The organism is Micromonospora sp. NPDC005367 (assembly GCF_040606825.1).
In the GTDB taxonomy this organism is placed as follows: Bacteria; Actinomycetota; Actinomycetes; order Mycobacteriales; family Micromonosporaceae; genus Micromonospora.
This window is the reverse complement of record NZ_JBEXFP010000065.1, coordinates 17,810-34,171: the sequence shown is the minus strand read 5'-3', so window position 1 is coordinate 34,171 and position 16,362 is coordinate 17,810. Positions and strand designations below refer to the sequence as shown.

Sequence of the window (16,362 nt, the reverse complement as noted above, 5' to 3'; positions counted from 1 at the left end):
GCCAGCCATAAAGACCAGCCAGTCCGGGGTAATAAATCAATTTGGCACTGGCTTATCAAGCACCCTGTTGAGTTCTCAAAGAACAACCACACACCGATCAGAAGCTCCGCTCTGCGGAACCCGTCTCGGGGCAACCGTTCCAAACTACCCGAGCCGAACTTTGCCGTCAACCTCTGTCCGAGGTGATCAACTAGTTGGCCGGACCCACGTCGACGCACGCCTAAGCTGGGCGGTCGTTGCTGTCGTGGAAACCGCAGACCGGCCGATCGCCGCTTCGCGGCAACCCGCCCGGCTCCTGCCGGCTTCAGTACTCTAGCCGGTCGGCTTCGCGTTTGCAACCCCAAATTTCGGATTGTTTCCGCACCGCCCGATCCAGTCTCGCTCGGCGTCTCCGCCACGAGCCTGGCGCCCGCTCTCGGCCGGTTTGTCCGGCCTCCCGCGTGCAGAGAGAAAGTTACGCGGACGGCCGGAAGAAGGCAAATCAACGTTCACAACTGTCCGTGGACGGCCACCCATCCGCGCGGCGGAACAGACGTGGCTGTCCTCTCCCACGCCCCCCAGGTCGACCGGATCGCACAAGCCACGCCCCGGTTCACAGGCGTGGCCGACGGGCTGTCATCTCGCGCGAAACGCCGTACGCACACGGATGACTGCCCCATACGACCCGTGTTCCCCGGTCCCCCCACGTGCCAGAGTGTCTGTCATGGATGTCGTCTCCGAGCAGTCCGCCGTCCCGCTCGCCGAGGAGGCGGTGCTCGGGCTCCTCCTGCCGTTCTGGCAGTTGGTGATCGGCGCCTTCGTCCTCATCGTCGTCGTGCTGTCGCTCGGTCGGCTGGCTCGCCGGGGACCTTCACGTATGACCACCGCGCTGGTGGTGACCGCCGCCGCGATCGCCGGCTTCGCCGTGATCGGGGTGCTGTTGCAGGGATGAGCCCCGTCAAAGCCGCCGATTGGCGAGGCTGGGGAGCTCGGCGCGGATGGTGGCGAGTCGGTCGAGGTCCAGATCGGCGAACGCCACGCCCGCGCCGTCCGGCACCTGGGTGAGCACCGTTCCCCAGGCGTCGACGACCATGCTGCGACCGAAACAGGTGCGGCCCGGCTCGTGGTCACCAACCTGGCCAGCGGCCAGGACGTAACACTGGTTCTCGATCGCGCGGGCGCGCAGCAGCACCTCCCAGTGATCGCGGCCCGTGTGCAGCATGAATGCGGCGGGAACCACCAGCACCTGAGCCCCACCCTCGGTCGCGAGCCGGCGGTAGAGCTCCGGGAAGCGCAGGTCGTAACAGATGGACAGGCCGATCCGCACTCCGTCGACGGTCACCACCACCGGCTGTTCCCCCGGCGCCACTGTCGCCGACTCCCGGTAGGAAACGCGGCCAGGGATCTCCACGTCGTACAGATGGATCTTCCGGTAGGTGGCGGCGAGCGCGCCGCTGCGGTCGAAGACCAGCGAGGTGTTCCAGGTCCGCCCCGGGTGCGGACCGGCCTCGTGGAAGGAACCGGCTATCACCCAGATGCCCAACCGACGCGCGGCGCTCGCGAAGAACTCGCTGAACTCACCGCCGATCGGCTCGGGCGTGGGCATGCCGGCAGCCGGGCCGAGGTAGTCGACGTACTCCGGTAGGAGCGCGAGGTCCGCGCCGCCGGCCGCCGCCCGCTCCAGCAGCTCCTCTGCGACGGCCAGGTTGGCCTTGCGGTCCTCGCGGGCGTTGAGCTGGCAGACGGCGACGCGCATGAGCCTCAGCGTACGGCGAGGACCGTCCCCCGGACAGGCCCGGTGCGCCGGCAAGCCGGGACACCGGGCCTGGAAACCTGGACGGAGGAACTCCAGCTAGGCGGACTTCTCCTCGCGGTCCCGGCGAGCGCGACGGCCGCTGAACTCACGCGGCACGATCGTCGGGTTGACGTTCTCGAGTACGACCTCGCGGGTGATCAGCACCCGTGCCGCGTCCGGGTTGCTCGGGACCTCGTACATCACGGAGAGCAGGACCTCTTCCATGATCGCCCGCAGGCCCCGCGCCCCGGTGCCGCGCAACATGGCCTGATCGGCGATCGCCTCCAACGCCGGCTCCTCGAACTCCAGTTCCACGCCGTCCAGCTCGAATAGGCGTTGGTACTGCCGGACCAGCGCGTTGCGGGGCTCGGTGAGGATCCGCACCAGGGCGTCGCGGTCGAGGCTGCGCACGTTGGTGATCACCGGAAGCCGGCCGATGAACTCGGGGATCAGCCCGAACTTGAGCATGTCCTCCGGCATGACCTGGCTGAAGATGTCGTCGGTCGACCGCTCGGAGACCGACCGGAGCCGGGCGCCGAAACCGGTGCCGCCGGAACCGGTGCGGGCCTCGATGATCTGGTCGAGCCCGGCGAAGGCACCCCCGCAGATGAAGAGCACGTTGGTGGTGTCGATCTGGATGAACTCCTGGTGCGGGTGTTTCCGGCCGCCCTGCGGCGGCACGTTCGCCACGGTGCCTTCCAGCATCTTGAGCAGCGCCTGCTGCACGCCCTCGCCGGAGACGTCCCTCGTGATCGACGGGTTCTCCGACTTGCGGGCGATCTTGTCGACCTCGTCGATGTAGATGATGCCGGTCTCGGCGCGCTTGATGTCGTAGTCGGCGGCCTGGATGAGCTTGAGGAGGATGTTCTCCACGTCCTCACCGACGTAGCCGGCCTCCGTCAGCGCGGTCGCGTCGGCGATCGCGAACGGGACGTTCAGCATCCGCGCGAGGGTCTGCGCCAGGTGCGTCTTGCCGCACCCGGTCGGCCCGAGCAGCAGGATGTTGGACTTGGCCAACTCGACGGTGTCCGAACCCGGCGCGCCGGCCGCCTCGGCCTGGATGCGCTTGTAGTGGTTGTAGACCGCGACAGAGAGCGCCTTCTTGGCCTGGTCCTGGCCGACGACGTAGTTGTCGAGGAACTGGCAGATCTCCATCGGCTTGGGAAGCTCTTCCCACTTCACCTCGCCGGACTCGGCCAGTTCCTCCTCGATGATCTCATTACAGAGATCGATGCACTCGTCGCAGATATAGACGCCAGGTCCCGCGATGAGCTTCTTGACCTGCTTCTGCGACTTACCGCAGAAGGAGCACTTCAGTAGGTCGCCGCCGTCACCGATCCGTGCCACCTACGTTCTCCCTGCACTCAGTCGGCCGGAGACCCGGCCATGACCCGCGGCGGCAGCGCCCCCGCCTCGTCTCGTTCACTCCGCCGGTCCGACCCAGCGAAGCGGTACAGACCCGACGTTACCCGCTGGCGGAGGTTTCTCCGACCCCCAAAACGGGTGTGTCAGAGGTCGGCCGGGATCAACGCCCCGACCGACCTCTGACCCGGTATCGGTCAGCTGGCGGCGTTGGCGGCCAGCAGGCCCTTCTTACGGCTGGTCAGGATCGTGTCGACCAGCCCGTACTCGCGGGACTCCTCGGCCGTCATGATCTTGTCGCGGTCGATGTCCTTGCGGACCTTCTCGACCGGCTGGTTGCAGTGCCGCGAGAGCATCTCCTCCAGCTGGGTCCGCATCCGCAGGATCTCCCGGGCCTGGATCTCGATGTCCGAGCCCTGCCCGTAGCCGCCCTCGGTGGCCGGCTGGTGGATGATGATCCGGGAGTTGGGCAGCGCCATCCGCTTACCCGCCGTACCGGCCGAGAGCAGCACGGCGGCGGCACTCGCGGCCTGCCCCAGGCAGACCGTCTGGATGTCCGGCCGGACGTACTGCATGGTGTCGTAGATCGCCGTCATGGCCGTGAACGAGCCACCCGGCGAGTTGATGTACATGATGATGTCGCGGTCCGGGTCGGTGCCCTCGAGCGTCAGCAGCTGGGCCATCACGTCGTTGGCCGACGCGTCGTCCACCTGGACACCGAGGAAGATGATCCGGTCCTCGAAGAGCTTGTTGTACGGGTTCGACTCCTTGACCCCGTACGAGGTGCGCTCCACGAACGACGGCAGCACGTAGCGGTTGTGCACGGCCGCGAACTGGGGCGGCAAACTCAGGTCGGTCATCGTCAGCTCCTCAGCTCAGGGTCCCGGCACCTTCCGGAACCTGGGTGGCTCCGGTGATGACCTTGTCGATGAAGCCGTAGTCCACAGCCTCCTGGGCGGTGAACCAACGGTCGCGGTCCGAGTCCGCCTCGATCTGCTCGGGGGCCTGACCGGTGTGGTGCGCGACCCGCTCCTGGAACATCCGCTTCGTGTAGAGCATCTGCTCCGCCTGGATCGCGATGTCGGCGGCGGTGCCGCCCACGCCACCCGACGGCTGGTGCATCATGATCCGCGCGTGCGGGAGGGCGTAACGCTTGCCCTTGGTGCCCGCGCAGAGCAACAGCTGCCCCATCGAGGCGGCCATGCCCATCGCGACCGTCGACACGTCGTTGTCGATGAACTGCATGGTGTCGTAGATCGCCATACCCGAGTAGACCGAGCCACCCGGGGAGTTGATCCAAAGGTTGATGTCGCGGTCCGGGTCCTCCGCGGCGAGCAGCAGCAGCTGCGCGCAGATGCGGTTGGCGACCTGGTCGGTCACCTCGCTGCCCAGGAAGATGATCCGCTCCTTGAGCAACCGGTTGTAGACCGAGTCGTCGAGGTTGCCAATGTTGTCGCCACCTCGGGCGTCAATCGCCCGGAGCGGCTTCGGTGGGATGTGCATGTCGGTCATGGCAGCCCTTCGCTCTCCGTACCGTCCTACCCGACACTAACCGCTCGGCCGGGCGGCATAGTCCCGGTCGTGGCACTGTTCGCTCACAGCGCAGCCACTGCCGGGACGTACCCGGAAAAAGGTTTTGGCCGCCACCCACCGCAACCGGTGGATGGCGGCCGCACCCGACGATCAGTGCTCGTGGTTGTGGTGCTCGGCCTCGTTGGCGGCGCGCAGCGCGTCGAGGCTGACCTCGTTGCCAGCAGCGTCCTTGATCGTGATCCGCTCCATGATCGAGGAGAGGACCTTGCCGCGCCGGACGTCGCCGTACACGGCGGGCGCCGTGCCCGAGCGCACCAGCTGGTCGTAGTACTGCTGCGGGGCCATCCCGGCGTGCTGGGCCCGGTGCACGATCTCGTGACCGAACTCGTCGTCCGAGACCTCGACGTTCTCGGCGTCGGCGACGGTGTCCAGCAGCAGCTGGACCTTGACGCCCTGGGTGGCCGCGTCGGTCAGCTCGGCGTCGATCTGCTCCTCGGTCTTCTCCTCCGAGGCGAGGTAGTCCTCCATGGTGGCGCCGATCCGCTCGAGCTGGTCGACCATGGCCTGCTTGCGGCTCGCGACCTCCTCGCGGACGACCCCCTCCGGCGCCGGCACGTCGGCAGCGGCGATCAGCTGCTCCAGGGCCTTGTCCCGGGCGGCGTAGATCTGCTCGACCTGCTTGCCCCGGGTCACCCGCTCGCGCAGGTCGTTGCGGAGCTCCTCGATGGTGTCGAACTCGCTCGCCATCTGAGCGAACTCGTCGTTGAGCTCCGGGAGCTCCTTCTCCTTGACCGTGCGCACGGTCACCGCCACGTCGGCGTCCCGGCCGGCGTAGTCGCCGCCGACGAGCTGCGTGGTGAAGGTCTTGCTCTCACCCGCCGCGACGCCGACAACGGCCTCGTCCAGGCCCGGCAGCAGCTGCTTGCTACCAACCTCGTGCGAGATGTTGGTCGCCGAGCCACCCGGCACGTCCTCGCCGTCGACGGTGGCGTGCAGGTCGATCTGGACGTAGTCGCCCTCCTGGGCGGCCCGCTCCACGGTCTTCAGCGTCGCGAACCGCTCGCGCAGGTTCTTCACCTGCTCGTCGATCTCGCTGTCGTCGATCTGGAGCTCGTCCACCGTCACCTCGACGGTGGCGAGGTCGGGCAGCGTGATCTCCGGGCGTACGTCGACCTCGGCGGTGAAGTTCAGCGAGTCGCCGTCGGCGAACTCGGTGATCTCGACCTCGGGGCGACCGAGCGTCTTCAGGTCGTGCTCACGGACCGCGGCGAGAATCTGCTGCGGGATGGCCTCCTGCACCGCCTCGTTGAGAACGGTGCCCCGGCCCACCCGCTGGTCGATCACCGCGGCCGGTACCTTGCCCCGACGGAAGCCGGGAACCTGGACCTGCTGGCCGATCTCCCGGTACGCCTTCTGGAGGCTCGGCTCGAGCTCGACGAACGGCACCTCGATGGCGAGCCGCACGCGCGTCGGGCTCAGAGTCTCGACGGTGCTCTTCACAGGCGTACTCCTTGACGGATCTCAGTTGAGTCTGGGCGTGGATTCAGCCCATCGAGTGTAGGCGAGCCGGCCGGGCGCTCCGGCAGCGCCCGGGAACCGCAGCGGAAACGGCGGCACCCGGGGCGACCCGGCCGCGGACGACAGTCGGGGTGGCGGGATTTGAACCCACGGCCCCTCGCTCCCAAAGCGAGTGCGCTACCAAGCTGCGCCACACCCCGTGGCGACGAAGAGTGTATGCCTTCGCGCCCCGGCTCGGGCCTCGGGGCACGGCCAACCCGACACTTCACGCAGTTCCACCCGCGCGTCGACGCGCCGGCACTCACCCGGTCGAGCCCGACCAGCGCCCTGCCGGCCGCACCGGCGGGGCGCGGATGGTGTCCGGTCCGGGCGTGGCCGGACGGGCGAGGTCGGGCTGAGCGGCGTCCGAGCCGGACGTCGCCCGGGCCTGGCCGGACGGGCACGACTCGCCGCGAAGCCGCGTTGTCACCCCGCAGGGAAGGCGCGACTTCGCCGCGCATCGAATCGATCTCGATACGCCTGGCGTGGCGCATCGGGTGGGGCTGCGCGCGGCACAGCGACATTGGGTAGGCTGTCGGGCGCGCCTCGCGTGTCGGGGCGTACGCGGGCGTAGCTCAATGGTAGAGCTTCAGTCTTCCAAACTGACGGTGCGGGTTCGATTCCCGTCGCCCGCTCCACCGCTCCACCGCAGGTCAGAGGCTTGCACAGCGATCACCGCCATCGGTCCGAAGATCGCAGACGGAGATCATCTCTCACCGTTTTCTCACACGGCCGATTTCGGGGCCGCTGGCGACCCCTTCAAGGCGTTCCGCAGGGTCTCCCCCGCCCCGGTCAGGGCGTCGTCCTGGCTGTGCACGTACGTCCGCATCGTGAACGCCGCGCTCGCATGCCCCAGCCACGCCGAGATCACCGCCGTCGGCACCCCGCGCAGGTGCATCAGCGTCCCGCAGGTGTGCCGAGTGTCGTGCAGCCGGATCACCGGCAGGCCCGCCCGCTTGGCGAGCGCCTCGAAGCGATCCCCGTACCACTCCGGCCGGTACGGGCGCCCGAGCTCGTCGACCACAACGTGGTCCCCGGCGCACACCTCGCCCGACACCGGGTCGGCCAACCGGCACGGCTTGGCGTACGCCTCGCCGGCGGCTTCCCGTTCCTCACGCTGCGCCAGCTGGAGCTTGGTCAGCGCGTCGACCAGGTCGTCATCCAGCGGCAGCGTCCGTCGGCCCCGCTCGGTCTTCGGCTCCTTCTCGACGATCTCCCCGGCGACGGAGGTGCGCGACCACTGGACGGTGATGGTCTTCGCGACCAGGTCCACGTCCGACCAGCGCAGCCCGAGCACCTCGCCGCGGCGCAGCCCGTAGAGAGAGAACTGCCACGCGGCGTACAGCCGCTCGCCGCTCACGGCCTGGAGGAAGGACGCGGCGCTGTCCGCCGTCCAGGTCTGCATCTCGGTCGTGGTCTGCTTCGGCCGCTCGGCCAGCTTGACCACGTTCCGGCCGAGGAAGCCCTGGGCAACGGCAGACTCGAAGACGGCGGCGAGCAGGGTCAGCATGACGTTGACGGTGCGCGGCGCGAGCTTCGTCGACCGCACGTTGCCGACGCGGCGCCCGGACGCCAGCAGCCTCGTCACCATCGAGTCGATGTCGGCCTTGGTGACCTTCTGCGCCTCCAGATGACCGATGTGGCCCCTGGCGTGCTTCAGCGAGTCTGCGTACGTCCGGCGGGTGCCTACGCCGAGGTTCCGCTTGCCGGCCAGCCAGTCATCGATCAGCTCGGCGACGGTCTTCTTGTCGGGCCGCACGAACGTGCCCTTGGCCCGGTCGGCGATGATCCGCGCCCGCTCGGCGCGGGCCTCCTTGAGCGTGTCGTAGGTGTAGGTCTTCTGGTCGCGCTTGCCGTCCGGCTTCCGGCCCACGTCGATGACGAAGCGGTACCGGGCTCGGCCGTCCTTCAGCTCGACGCGCTTGATCGGGTCACTCTTCCTGGCCACCGGACCGGCCCCCCTCCGTCCGGCCGTCGAGTCGCGCGGCGATATCCCGCGGCAGGCTCGGCAGCGCCAGCCCGTGGCGGCGCATCTCCGCTCGCAGTGTGCGCAAGCCGTCCTCAGCCGCGGCCCGCAGCTTGAAGACCATCTGCTCGAAGCTGGCTTCATCAGAGGCCAGTCGGCGGGCAAGCGGCACGGCGTTGTCCCAGTCCGAGACCTGACGCCAGTGCTGTCGCCGCAGCAGCACAGGGGCCGCGTCGGCTTCCCAGCCGATGTCTGGCCCTCCCTCGTACCACTCGTAGATGCCGGTGGCCGGGTGCCGTTCGCCGCGCCCGTAGCGCTTGCCGTACTCCTCGACCGACAGGCCGTGTGGCATCGGGCCCTCGCCGGTAAACCATGCGAGGGCCTCGTTCGGATCCACCTGGACTCCGGGCAGAAGCTCGACCAGCGGCCCCTCAGCCTCGACGGGGAAGAGCAGCAGCACTGGCGGCACTTTGAGCGCCCGCGCGAGCGCGATTAGGTCGTCGACATCGACGCGCCGCTCGCCGCGTTCGATCCGGCGTAGGCCGAGGATCGGAATCGGATGGCCGAGGCCGTCGAGCCGCTTGACCAGCTCGGTGTACGTAACGTTCCGCTCTTCGCGGAGCCGCCTCAGCTGTTGGGCGATCAACTCGCCAACCCGACCCGGTTTGATCTCTCCTGCGTCAGTCACGCTGGTCATCGTGGCATCAAAATTATGCGGACACAAGGCAGGCTTGACTCCGGCTGACACCAGAGGCAAACTAACCCCTGATCCGCATCGGATCACACCTGTATCGACATCAGTTTGATGTTCGACGCAGGTCAGTCCTGATGCCACCGATGATCACAGGAGGTTTGCCGCCATGGCCACCGCGCCGAGGATCGTCCCCGATCCCGCCACCGAGCCCACCATGGGCGTGAAGCGCACCGCCGCCGTCCTCGGGATCGGCCTTCGCACCACGTACAGGGCCATCGAGCAGGGAGAGATCCCGTCGATCCGCGTCGGCCGCACTATCGTCGTGCCCACCGCCCGGTTCCTGGAGAGGTATCCCGAGCTGGCCGCCGCCAACACCAGCGCGGCGCGGGCGGTTGCCTGACGTGAACCCCACCGGTCCCAGCCCCGAAACCGGAGCGGACCGCCTGCGCCGCCTGGTCATCGAGCGGAATCGAGAGCAGGCGGAGCACCGCCGGCCTCTGCTCTCGCCAGACCAGGTGTACATCGATGCCGTCTGGGGTTCGTCCCTGACCAGCACCCAGAAGATCACCGCACTCTGCTACGGCAACCACGCCCGCAACTTCCCGGAGCGGGATCGGGCGTGGGTGGTGTACCAGCGGCTCATGCCCCAGACCGGGATCCGATCCCGGGAGACGATCGCCAAGGTTCACACCGAGCTGGTCACCGCCGGCTGGCTGGAGACCGCCGGGCATCGTCCAGGGCACAAGCAGATCATCGTGTACCGGCTCGCGTTGCCTCCGGAAACCAGTACGGAAATCCGAACCGGTACGGATTCTGGAACCGGTACGGATTCTGGACCAGACCGGTACGGTTTTCCGCCCAACCAGTACGGAAATCCGAACCGGACCAGTTCGGAAAGTGGAACGCGACCCTCTCTCTCAGACCCTCCGAAGGACCCTCCGATAGATGGCGGCCAGCCAAAGGCTCGCCGAGGCAGCAGGGTGCCCGAGGACTTCGCCGTCACAGCAGCAATGCGCCAGTGGCACCGCGAACACGCGCCCACCGTCGACATCGCGATCGAGACGGCCAACTTCGTCGACCACTGGCGAGCCGCCAGCGGGACCAAGGCCATCAAGGCCGACTGGACCGCCGCCTGGCGCACCTGGATGCGCAACGCCCAGAAGTGGAAGACCGAACGCGCCAGCAACGGCCACACCAACGGCCACCAGACCTACCGCGACCCCGAACCGGCCGCGTACTACCAAGGGAGCCTCTGATGCCAGAGCCCGCCCGCCTCGGCACGCTTCTGCCGCACCGCCGGCCAACCCCCGTCGCGGACCTGCCCGTGGCCAAGCCCGGCGAGTGCCCAGAGCACCCCGGCAACAACGCGACCTTCTGCAGCCCATGCGCCAGCGAGCGGAAGGCCGCCAACCCCAACGCCCGCGCAGAGATGCGCGCCGAGCGGGTCCGCCAAGACTGCGACCGCCGATTCCCGCGACGCTTCCGCGACGCCCAGGCGGACCACCCGGGTGTGCTCGCCTGGATCGACCAGGCCGTCGCCGACCCGGACAACGCGCCCTCGCTGCTGCTGCTCGGCCCCGTCGGCACCGGCAAGACCCACCAGGCGTACGGCGCCCTCCGCGCCCTCGCCCCCGAGGTCACCGGCCGCGAATGGATCGCCACCACCTCGCCTGACCTCTTCGCCAGCCTTCGCCCGCGGCCCGGCGCCGACATGGAAGCCGACTTCGCCCGCTACCGGCAGGCCAGCATCCTCCTGGTCGACGACCTCGGAGCCGCCAAGAACACCGAGTGGGTTGAAGAGATCACGTACCGCCTGATCGACGGCCGATACCTCGACATGCGGCCCAGCATCTTCACCACCAACAGCACCCCGGCAGAGCTACGCGACCACCTCGGCGACCGGATCGCCTCCCGCCTGGCCCAGATCTGCACGCCCATCGTGCTCGACGGCCCAGACCGCCGCAGAACCTCGGCGGCGTAGCCATGGACGACCGCAGCTCACTGAGCCAGGCCGCGTACGCCGCCGGTGTCCACCCCATCGAGTGGGCGGTACACCTCGCCCGCTCCCAGATGGAGGTACAGGCCGAGGTCCTCGGTAGCCGAGCCGCCAACCCCGAGGCGCACCCCGGGTACCTCCTGCCCCTCACCGACGACGCCGTAGCCCGCCGCATCGTCGGTGAACTCCTCAACGCCGGCTGGCAGCCCCCGACAGAACCCTCGCACGAAGGAGACCAGTGATCACCCTCAAGCCCCTGGCATACGACTTCCCGGACCGGATGCGCGGCCTGTCCAGCGCCCAACGCGAGGTCGCCCGCCTGGAACGGTCCATGACCGTGGCCTACCGCCGACGCGACAACCTCGCGTTCGCCTACCTCGACCGCCGACACCAACGCGCCCGGCAGGTCCTCGCCGTCATCCGACAACGCGAGCAGCAAGCTGAGGACGCCCTCGCCCCCGTCCCCGGTTCCTCACGTCGCGCGGACGCCTGTACGGATACGAGCAGGACCCGCCGTGCCGACCGCTGAGGACGTCCCTGCCCGGCGGGCCGGCCGCCAGTGCGGGTACGAGCACCGCGACACGCTGATCACCGCCAACCGCGACCTGGGTGCCGCCCTGTCCCGGCTCGCCCGGGACGCCGACCCGGAAGCCCGCCGAGCGGGCGCGGCCCTGGCCGTCGAGGTGGCCGAGTTCGTGCGGGCCGCCGTGGTCCGCGCAGACCAGTCGTCCGGTCGCGCCCGGCGGGCCGCCGCCGACGTCGAGCGCGAGTTGCCGCGGCTTGAGCGGAAACTCGACCGGGTCCGCGCACACGTTCAGGCTGTGAGAAACCCGTGAGATGACCCCCTGTTTCCGCAGGCCAGGGGCACCCCGTCAGTTTCCTAACCCGACGGTTTCACCCAGACTTCCGGCCCTCGACAGGCCGGTAAGCACCACCCCCCGGGACGCATCCGGCGCCCGGGACAACCCCAGGGAGACGCCCACCCATGCCGACCATCCGTGACCGCCAGACCGCCTGGTCCATCCTGACCAGCGCCGCCGACGACGCCACCGCCGCCAGGACCAAGACCGACCAGCAGATCGAGAAGATCAGCACCTCCGACATGTACGCCCCCGACTACAAGACCAAGATGATCAAGCAGCAGCGTGACGGCCTGGAGCAGGCCACCAAGGCACTGCTCGATCAGGCCGCAAACGCCCGAGACACGCTGCTCGAAGCCGCCCGGGAACTGGACGCCCCCGCCGGGGACGCCACCGCGCAGCTGCTCGCCGAGACCCGCGCCCAGCGGGCCTGGTCCCGCATCAAGCCGCAGCTCGACGCCGGGACACACTGGTCCACCCTGCTCGATCAGGCTGTGGCCGCCCGCGACGGAGGCACCCTGGCGGCGATGCGTGACGAGCTGGCCGCCTACCTTCAGGCGAGTGGGGGCGCCGACGCCTCGGTCGACCGCGAGCAGCTGCGCCGCGCCCTGGACGTCGCCACGTTCAAGGCCCTCGGCGACGACAATGGGCCGGGCACCGCCGCGCGGCTGCGACTGCACGTCGACGCCCGGTATCCGCTCGCGGAGACCACGATCAGTCAGGCCTCGGGGGGCCGGAACCTGAACGGGGCCGTAGCCGTGGCGTACGCCCGCCAGGAGGCCGAGGCCATCGAAGCGCAGCTCGGCGGCCAGGCCGCGGGCAGCGACGCGGACTGACGGGCGTCGGAGCATCCTTGACCGCCCCGCAGCAGTCGGAGCGCCCCCGAGCGGCTGTCATCGCCGCCGGGGGTGCCTTCCTGCCCGCTCACGTCTGCGAACCCGTCTGGCGCGTCCTACGCACCGCCATCGACCGGCAACGCGCCGACGGCTACCAGATCCGCCCCGAGATCGCCGACGCCCTCGACGCCCTACGCGCCGCCGCCGTCGCTCACCTCACCGACATGTCCGCCCACGGACGTGACCTGCGGACATCCGAGGACCTTGACGCATCCTCACCATCGCCAGCGTTGCTCACCACCGCAGCCCTCGCCATACGGCTCGGCGTCACCGAACGACACGCACGCCGGATCGCCACCGCAGAGGGCATCCAGCCGGCGGCACGCAACGCCTGGCACCGAGAAGACGTCACCGCCCTCGTGGCCCGAAGGAGCTGAGCATGACCACCGAACCCGCGGCCGTTCCCGCAGCGAACGCCGACCAGGCCGTCCTCGACGGCATCGCCGTCCAGGACACCTACCAGGCGAAGGTCTTCGATGTCCGCAACGACCGGAGCCTGTCCGAGCTGGACCGCGCCGAGCAGCTCACCGCCATGTACGAGCAGTCGTCGCAGGTCGTGCAGGAGTTGTCCGCCGACTTCGACAGCCGCCGCCACGCCCGCCTCGCCCACCTCGAGGCGCAGATCCCCCGCGACCCGGGCATCACCGACGGAACCAGCGCCGCAGACCGGGCCGTGCTGCTCGCCGCGTTCCGCACCGCACTGGAGACCGCCCGCCAGCAGAACCGTGACCAGCGCCGGCAGGCTCTCGCCGAAGCCGAACGCTACGGCGACGACATGCAGCGCCGGGCAACCCTCGCCGCCGCCTGGGACGACGGCCAGGGCGACATCATCGCCGAGTGGGCCGGTGAGCATCTCGGCCCGCAGGTGTGGCAGGAGATGCAGGCGCTGCGAGAGTCCCTGTCCGGGGCGGGTCCGGACCGCGGCTGGCGCTTCAAGGCGTTCCGGGCGTTGACCCGGCCGGCGGAGGCCGCGAACCTGGACGTGCTCCGTCAGCGGGCCACACGGGATGCCGAGCTGGCCGCGCGGGAAGCACGTGCGGCCCGTCTCGCCCGCCCGGCCTACCTGGGCTGAGGGCAACCCGGCAATGCAGAGAATCACCGCAGCGAACACCGAGTTGAGCGGCCCCACCAACCACAGTGACCAGGCCGTGTGGTTCATCGCCGGCGCGGCCTACGTGGCGGACGGTCACCCGTTCGTCGCCTACGTCGAGAGGCGGGGCGGGTACACCGTCGAGCATGTCGACGCGGCGCCGCCGGAGTGGACGGCCGCCCTGGACGCGCTGAAGGCCACCGGCTCGTTCCGGATCGGCGGGCCCACCACGGACGCCGCCGCCCAGGGGCAGGCGCACATGCCCATCCCCCACCGGCCGGACTGTCCGGCCTGTGACGACCTGCTCGGCCCCGGAGTGGACGCCTGGCAGACCCGGAAGGGAGGTGCCCGCCGTGGCGCTCAAACTCGGTGAACTGTCCGTCATTCTCAAGGGCGACTCGACGGACCTCACCAAGAACGTCCGCGACGCCGAAAAGAAGCTGCAAGGCGTCGGCAACACCGCCAACCGTCAGGCAGCGGCCGTCGTACTGGCTATGCGCGACATGGAGCGTGCCTCGCGTGACGCGGGCGGCGGATTCGACCGGGCGGGCGATGCCGCGGACTCACTCGACACCAAGGCGATGGGCTTCCGCGACACCCTCACCGGTGTGCAGGACGGCGCCGAGGGTGCCAGGAAAGCCATGTCCGGCGACTGGGGCATTGAGACGTTTCTCCTGCTGGGCTTCGGCGTCGGTGACCTCGCGTCCGGCTTCTACAACCTGCTCATACCCGCGATGAAGTCCGCTGTGGGGTGGTTGAAGTCGACCAAGGTTGCCACGCTGGCGCAGGCTGCCGCACAGGGAGTCGCATCAGCGGCTACGAAGGTCGCCGCGGCTACCACGTGGCTGCTCAACGCTGCCCTGCTGGCCAACCCCATCGGGCTGATCATCCTCGGGGTGCTGGCTCTGGTCGCCGTCTTCGTCGTGCTGTGGGTCAAATTCGAGGGCTTCCGCGAGTTCTGGATAGCCACATGGGAGGTCATCAAAGACGCCGCGCTGGCGGTCGGCCGATGGTTCAAAGACACCCTTTGGGGGAAGTGGATCAAGGGGGCGTGGGACGCGATCATCGGGGCCGGCGGTAAGGCCGTCGGCTGGTTTAAGGATCTGCCCGGCCGGCTGAAAAATGCCCTCTCGAAGGTCGCCGGTTTCGTGTCGGCACCCTTCAAGTCCGGGTTCAACGCGGTCAGCCGCGCGTGGAACAACACGGTCGGCCGGCTGAGCTGGACGGTGCCGAGCTGGGTGCCTGGCTTCGGCGGAAACAGCATCTCCGCCCCGCACCTACCGATGCTCGCCAAGGGCGGCCACATCCTTCAGGCCGGTATGGCTTTGGTGGGCGAGCGCGGCCCGGAGTTGGTGCACCTCGGCCGAGGTGCCACCGTCGAGCCGCTCAGCCGCGGTGGCGGTGGTGGTGGCGGTGGTGGGCATTCGGAGCTGCGCATCACCGGCGAGCTGCGCGCCCGCGGCTCCGACCTGATTATGGTGCTGCGAGACAAAGCCCAGATCACCCCGGGCGGCATCGTGAAGCTGGTGGATGGCTGATGGCTGAGGACGCGCTCACCGTTGAGGTGGACTTCTCCGAGTGGGACGAGCTGGCCGGCGTGGTTGTCGACCAGGACGTGCACGGCTGCCTCATCGTCGAGCAGCATCCGGACGGTATGGGCCGTGTCGGCCTGTTGTACCGGCCGGGCCTCCCCGTCGACGTGCTCCGCATGCTCGGCGAGTGGGCGCTACAGCGGGTCGGCCGGTTTCTTGAGCACGGCCCGGAGCCGGACGGGTGGCAGCGCCGCAGCGACGGCGCATGGCAGCTCTGGGGCCGCCTGGTCGACCTACCCGAGCCCGACTGACTCAGAGACACGAACGGGCCGCCAGGATCGATCCTGGCGGCCCGTTCAATGCGCTACCGGTCGGTTCACCCACCCTTGTTGCACAGGTCCGCGTACGCCTCAGCCAGCGCCGCGTCCACCGTGCCCGGCGCCCACTTCTGATCGCAGCCCAGCAACGCGCGGGTCTGCGCGTCCTCGCGGCTGAGATCGGGCGCCCCATCGGGTGCCAGCTTCTGGTACACCTCGTACGGGTCGGCTGGCGCTTCCGCCGCCGGCTTGGACTCTGCTGGACCTGCCGACTCTGACGTGCCGGCAGGTGTGCTGTTGGTGTCGGTGTCGCCGCAGCCGGCCAGGGCGAGCAGCAGAGCGGAAACGGCGACGGCGGTACGAGCTCGGATCATGCCGGGCACCGTACCGCCGTCGGTCAATGGGTCGGGTCACGCCGCCCGGTACTTCTCCCGGGCCTTGTTCCACGCCCGCCGGCCGAACCGCAGCCGCTTCCCGCTGGACTTGCACCAGCGGCACGGGCGGGACAGCTTCCGGTTCTTCTTGCTGCGATGGTGGCCCTTGCCGTCGCACACCATGCAGTCTCTGAACGGCCTCACGGCGCACGACAGGGCGTAGCCGGCGAGCAGGGCGAGGATGATGCCGGTCGCGGTCAGCGTGCCTCTCACGGGGTGCCTCCTGGGGCGGTTTCGGGGGGCCGGCGGGGGTGCCGCGACCACGCGACCATCGGGGGTTTGCGCTGGCCAGGGCCGCGACCAGCGTGGTCGCACTCCCGCGACCACATTGGCTGGCGCGACCACGGCCGC

General features: G+C 69.2%; 22 protein-coding genes and 2 tRNA genes. 14 read left to right on the top strand and 10 right to left on the bottom strand.

Going from position 1 to position 16,362, the window contains the following annotated elements; genetic code table 11:
- The first annotated feature begins 703 nt into the window (after positions 1-703).
- Positions 704-931 (top strand): hypothetical protein, encoded by a 228-nt coding sequence (locus ABZS42_RS29465; RefSeq protein ID WP_355150794.1) that lies wholly within the window; start codon positions 704-706, stop codon positions 929-931.
- Positions 932-937: 6 nt separating this feature from the next.
- Here the strand turns inward: ABZS42_RS29465 and ABZS42_RS29460 are convergent, their stop codons facing one another.
- From ABZS42_RS29460 to ABZS42_RS29435, 6 genes are all read right to left on the bottom strand, one after another.
- The gene (locus tag ABZS42_RS29460; protein WP_355150792.1) at positions 938-1,735 is read right to left on the bottom strand and encodes a carbon-nitrogen hydrolase family protein; all 798 of its coding nucleotides are present in this window, start codon (positions 1,733-1,735) and stop codon (positions 938-940) included.
- 96 nt (positions 1,736-1,831) lie between these two features.
- Positions 1,832-3,121: an ATP-dependent Clp protease ATP-binding subunit ClpX gene (clpX, locus tag ABZS42_RS29455; RefSeq protein ID WP_355150790.1), complete on the bottom strand. Its 1,290-nt coding sequence runs from the start codon at positions 3,119-3,121 to the stop codon at positions 1,832-1,834.
- A gap of 212 nt (positions 3,122-3,333) precedes the next feature.
- On the bottom strand, positions 3,334-3,996 hold the full coding sequence (locus ABZS42_RS29450) for an ATP-dependent Clp protease proteolytic subunit (RefSeq protein ID WP_355150788.1): 663 nt from the start codon (positions 3,994-3,996) through the stop codon (positions 3,334-3,336).
- A 10-nt stretch (positions 3,997-4,006) separates the two neighbouring features.
- Entirely contained in the window at positions 4,007-4,648 is a 642-nt protein-coding gene (locus tag ABZS42_RS29445; protein ID WP_076472584.1) for an ATP-dependent Clp protease proteolytic subunit, read from the bottom strand.
- Between the two features lie 171 nt (positions 4,649-4,819).
- Positions 4,820-6,169, bottom strand: coding sequence for a trigger factor (gene tig, locus ABZS42_RS29440; RefSeq protein ID WP_355150786.1), 1,350 nt, complete (start codon positions 6,167-6,169; stop codon positions 4,820-4,822).
- Between the two features lie 144 nt (positions 6,170-6,313).
- Positions 6,314-6,387, bottom strand: a tRNA-Pro gene (locus ABZS42_RS29435).
- Positions 6,388-6,790: 403 nt separating this feature from the next.
- Between ABZS42_RS29435 and ABZS42_RS29430 the strand changes: the two genes are divergently transcribed.
- Positions 6,791-6,864 (top strand) — tRNA-Gly (locus tag ABZS42_RS29430).
- 86 nt (positions 6,865-6,950) lie between these two features.
- Here the strand turns inward: ABZS42_RS29430 and ABZS42_RS29425 are convergent.
- Both ABZS42_RS29425 and ABZS42_RS29420 read right to left on the bottom strand, forming a co-directional pair.
- Complete coding sequence (locus tag ABZS42_RS29425) at positions 6,951-8,174, bottom strand: site-specific integrase (protein WP_355150784.1); 1,224 nt, start codon at positions 8,172-8,174, stop codon at positions 6,951-6,953.
- Positions 8,158-8,889 (bottom strand): helix-turn-helix transcriptional regulator, encoded by a 732-nt coding sequence (locus ABZS42_RS29420; RefSeq protein ID WP_355150782.1) that lies wholly within the window; start codon positions 8,887-8,889, stop codon positions 8,158-8,160. The genes ABZS42_RS29425 and ABZS42_RS29420 overlap by 17 nt, the downstream gene beginning before the upstream one ends.
- Before the next feature lie 163 nt (positions 8,890-9,052).
- On the opposite strand from ABZS42_RS29420, the gene ABZS42_RS29415 reads away from it, so the two are divergent.
- The 12 genes from ABZS42_RS29415 to ABZS42_RS29360 all read left to right on the top strand — a co-directional run bounded on the left by ABZS42_RS29415 (position 9,053) and on the right by ABZS42_RS29360 (position 15,571).
- A complete protein-coding gene (locus ABZS42_RS29415; protein ID WP_355150780.1) occupies positions 9,053-9,286 on the top strand; it encodes a helix-turn-helix domain-containing protein in 234 nt (77 codons plus the stop codon).
- A 580-nt stretch (positions 9,287-9,866) separates the two neighbouring features.
- Entirely contained in the window at positions 9,867-10,142 is a 276-nt protein-coding gene (locus ABZS42_RS29410) for a hypothetical protein (RefSeq protein WP_355150778.1), read from the top strand.
- A complete protein-coding gene (locus ABZS42_RS29405; RefSeq protein ID WP_355150776.1) occupies positions 10,142-10,867 on the top strand; it encodes an ATP-binding protein in 726 nt (241 codons plus the stop codon). The genes ABZS42_RS29410 and ABZS42_RS29405 overlap by 1 nt, the downstream gene beginning before the upstream one ends.
- A 2-nt stretch (positions 10,868-10,869) precedes the next feature.
- The gene (locus ABZS42_RS29400) at positions 10,870-11,124 is read left to right on the top strand and encodes a hypothetical protein (protein ID WP_355150774.1); all 255 of its coding nucleotides are present in this window, start codon (positions 10,870-10,872) and stop codon (positions 11,122-11,124) included.
- Complete coding sequence (locus ABZS42_RS29395; RefSeq protein WP_355150772.1) at positions 11,121-11,411, top strand: hypothetical protein; 291 nt, start codon at positions 11,121-11,123, stop codon at positions 11,409-11,411. The genes ABZS42_RS29400 and ABZS42_RS29395 overlap by 4 nt, the downstream gene beginning before the upstream one ends.
- Positions 11,398-11,718, top strand: a complete 321-nt coding sequence (locus ABZS42_RS29390) for a hypothetical protein (protein WP_355150770.1) — start codon at positions 11,398-11,400, stop codon at positions 11,716-11,718. Before ABZS42_RS29395 ends, ABZS42_RS29390 begins: the two co-directional genes overlap by 14 nt.
- A gap of 149 nt (positions 11,719-11,867) precedes the next feature.
- On the top strand, positions 11,868-12,578 hold the full coding sequence (locus ABZS42_RS29385; protein ID WP_355150768.1) for a hypothetical protein: 711 nt from the start codon (positions 11,868-11,870) through the stop codon (positions 12,576-12,578).
- 17 nt (positions 12,579-12,595) lie between these two features.
- The gene (locus ABZS42_RS29380; RefSeq protein ID WP_355150766.1) at positions 12,596-13,015 is read left to right on the top strand and encodes a hypothetical protein; all 420 of its coding nucleotides are present in this window, start codon (positions 12,596-12,598) and stop codon (positions 13,013-13,015) included.
- A 2-nt stretch (positions 13,016-13,017) separates the two neighbouring features.
- On the top strand, positions 13,018-13,710 hold the full coding sequence (locus tag ABZS42_RS29375) for a hypothetical protein (protein ID WP_355150764.1): 693 nt from the start codon (positions 13,018-13,020) through the stop codon (positions 13,708-13,710).
- A gap of 13 nt (positions 13,711-13,723) precedes the next feature.
- Positions 13,724-14,101 carry a hypothetical protein gene (locus tag ABZS42_RS29370; RefSeq protein ID WP_355150762.1) on the top strand — a complete coding sequence of 126 codons (378 nt, stop codon included), beginning with the start codon at positions 13,724-13,726 and terminating at the stop codon, positions 14,099-14,101.
- Positions 14,082-15,266, top strand: coding sequence for a hypothetical protein (locus ABZS42_RS29365; protein WP_355150760.1), 1,185 nt, complete (start codon positions 14,082-14,084; stop codon positions 15,264-15,266). Before ABZS42_RS29370 ends, ABZS42_RS29365 begins: the two co-directional genes overlap by 20 nt.
- Complete coding sequence (locus ABZS42_RS29360; protein WP_355150758.1) at positions 15,266-15,571, top strand: hypothetical protein; 306 nt, start codon at positions 15,266-15,268, stop codon at positions 15,569-15,571. Before ABZS42_RS29365 ends, ABZS42_RS29360 begins: the two co-directional genes overlap by 1 nt.
- 65 nt (positions 15,572-15,636) lie before the next feature.
- Here the strand turns inward: ABZS42_RS29360 and ABZS42_RS29355 are convergent, their stop codons facing one another.
- Both ABZS42_RS29355 and ABZS42_RS29350 read right to left on the bottom strand, forming a co-directional pair.
- The gene (locus ABZS42_RS29355; protein ID WP_355150756.1) at positions 15,637-15,951 is read right to left on the bottom strand and encodes a hypothetical protein; all 315 of its coding nucleotides are present in this window, start codon (positions 15,949-15,951) and stop codon (positions 15,637-15,639) included.
- A 36-nt stretch (positions 15,952-15,987) separates the two neighbouring features.
- The gene (locus ABZS42_RS29350; RefSeq protein ID WP_355150754.1) at positions 15,988-16,224 is read right to left on the bottom strand and encodes a hypothetical protein; all 237 of its coding nucleotides are present in this window, start codon (positions 16,222-16,224) and stop codon (positions 15,988-15,990) included.
- Between the last annotated feature and the right edge of the window lie 138 nt (positions 16,225-16,362).

What these genes read in the sequence shown, in the direction of transcription:
- ABZS42_RS29465 (WP_355150794.1), top strand. Translation starts at nt 704, where the DNA reads ATGGATGTCGTCTCCGAGCAGTCCGCCGTCCCGCTCGCCGAGGAGGCG.
- ABZS42_RS29460 (WP_355150792.1), bottom strand. Translation starts at nt 1,735, where the DNA reads ATGCGCGTCGCCGTCTGCCAGCTCAACGCCCGCGAGGACCGCAAGGCC.
- ABZS42_RS29450 (WP_355150788.1), bottom strand. Translation starts at nt 3,996, where the DNA reads ATGACCGACCTGAGTTTGCCGCCCCAGTTCGCGGCCGTGCACAACCGC.
- ABZS42_RS29445 (WP_076472584.1), bottom strand. Translation starts at nt 4,648, where the DNA reads ATGACCGACATGCACATCCCACCGAAGCCGCTCCGGGCGATTGACGCC.
- ABZS42_RS29420 (WP_355150782.1), bottom strand. Translation starts at nt 8,889, where the DNA reads ATGACCAGCGTGACTGACGCAGGAGAGATCAAACCGGGTCGGGTTGGC.
- ABZS42_RS29415 (WP_355150780.1), top strand. Translation starts at nt 9,053, where the DNA reads ATGGCCACCGCGCCGAGGATCGTCCCCGATCCCGCCACCGAGCCCACC.
- ABZS42_RS29405 (WP_355150776.1), top strand. Translation starts at nt 10,142, where the DNA reads ATGCCAGAGCCCGCCCGCCTCGGCACGCTTCTGCCGCACCGCCGGCCA.
- ABZS42_RS29400 (WP_355150774.1), top strand. Translation starts at nt 10,870, where the DNA reads ATGGACGACCGCAGCTCACTGAGCCAGGCCGCGTACGCCGCCGGTGTC.
- ABZS42_RS29385 (WP_355150768.1), top strand. Translation starts at nt 11,868, where the DNA reads ATGCCGACCATCCGTGACCGCCAGACCGCCTGGTCCATCCTGACCAGC.
- ABZS42_RS29375 (WP_355150764.1), top strand. Translation starts at nt 13,018, where the DNA reads ATGACCACCGAACCCGCGGCCGTTCCCGCAGCGAACGCCGACCAGGCC.
- ABZS42_RS29370 (WP_355150762.1), top strand. Translation starts at nt 13,724, where the DNA reads ATGCAGAGAATCACCGCAGCGAACACCGAGTTGAGCGGCCCCACCAAC.
- ABZS42_RS29360 (WP_355150758.1), top strand. Translation starts at nt 15,266, where the DNA reads ATGGCTGAGGACGCGCTCACCGTTGAGGTGGACTTCTCCGAGTGGGAC.
- ABZS42_RS29355 (WP_355150756.1), bottom strand. Translation starts at nt 15,951, where the DNA reads ATGATCCGAGCTCGTACCGCCGTCGCCGTTTCCGCTCTGCTGCTCGCC.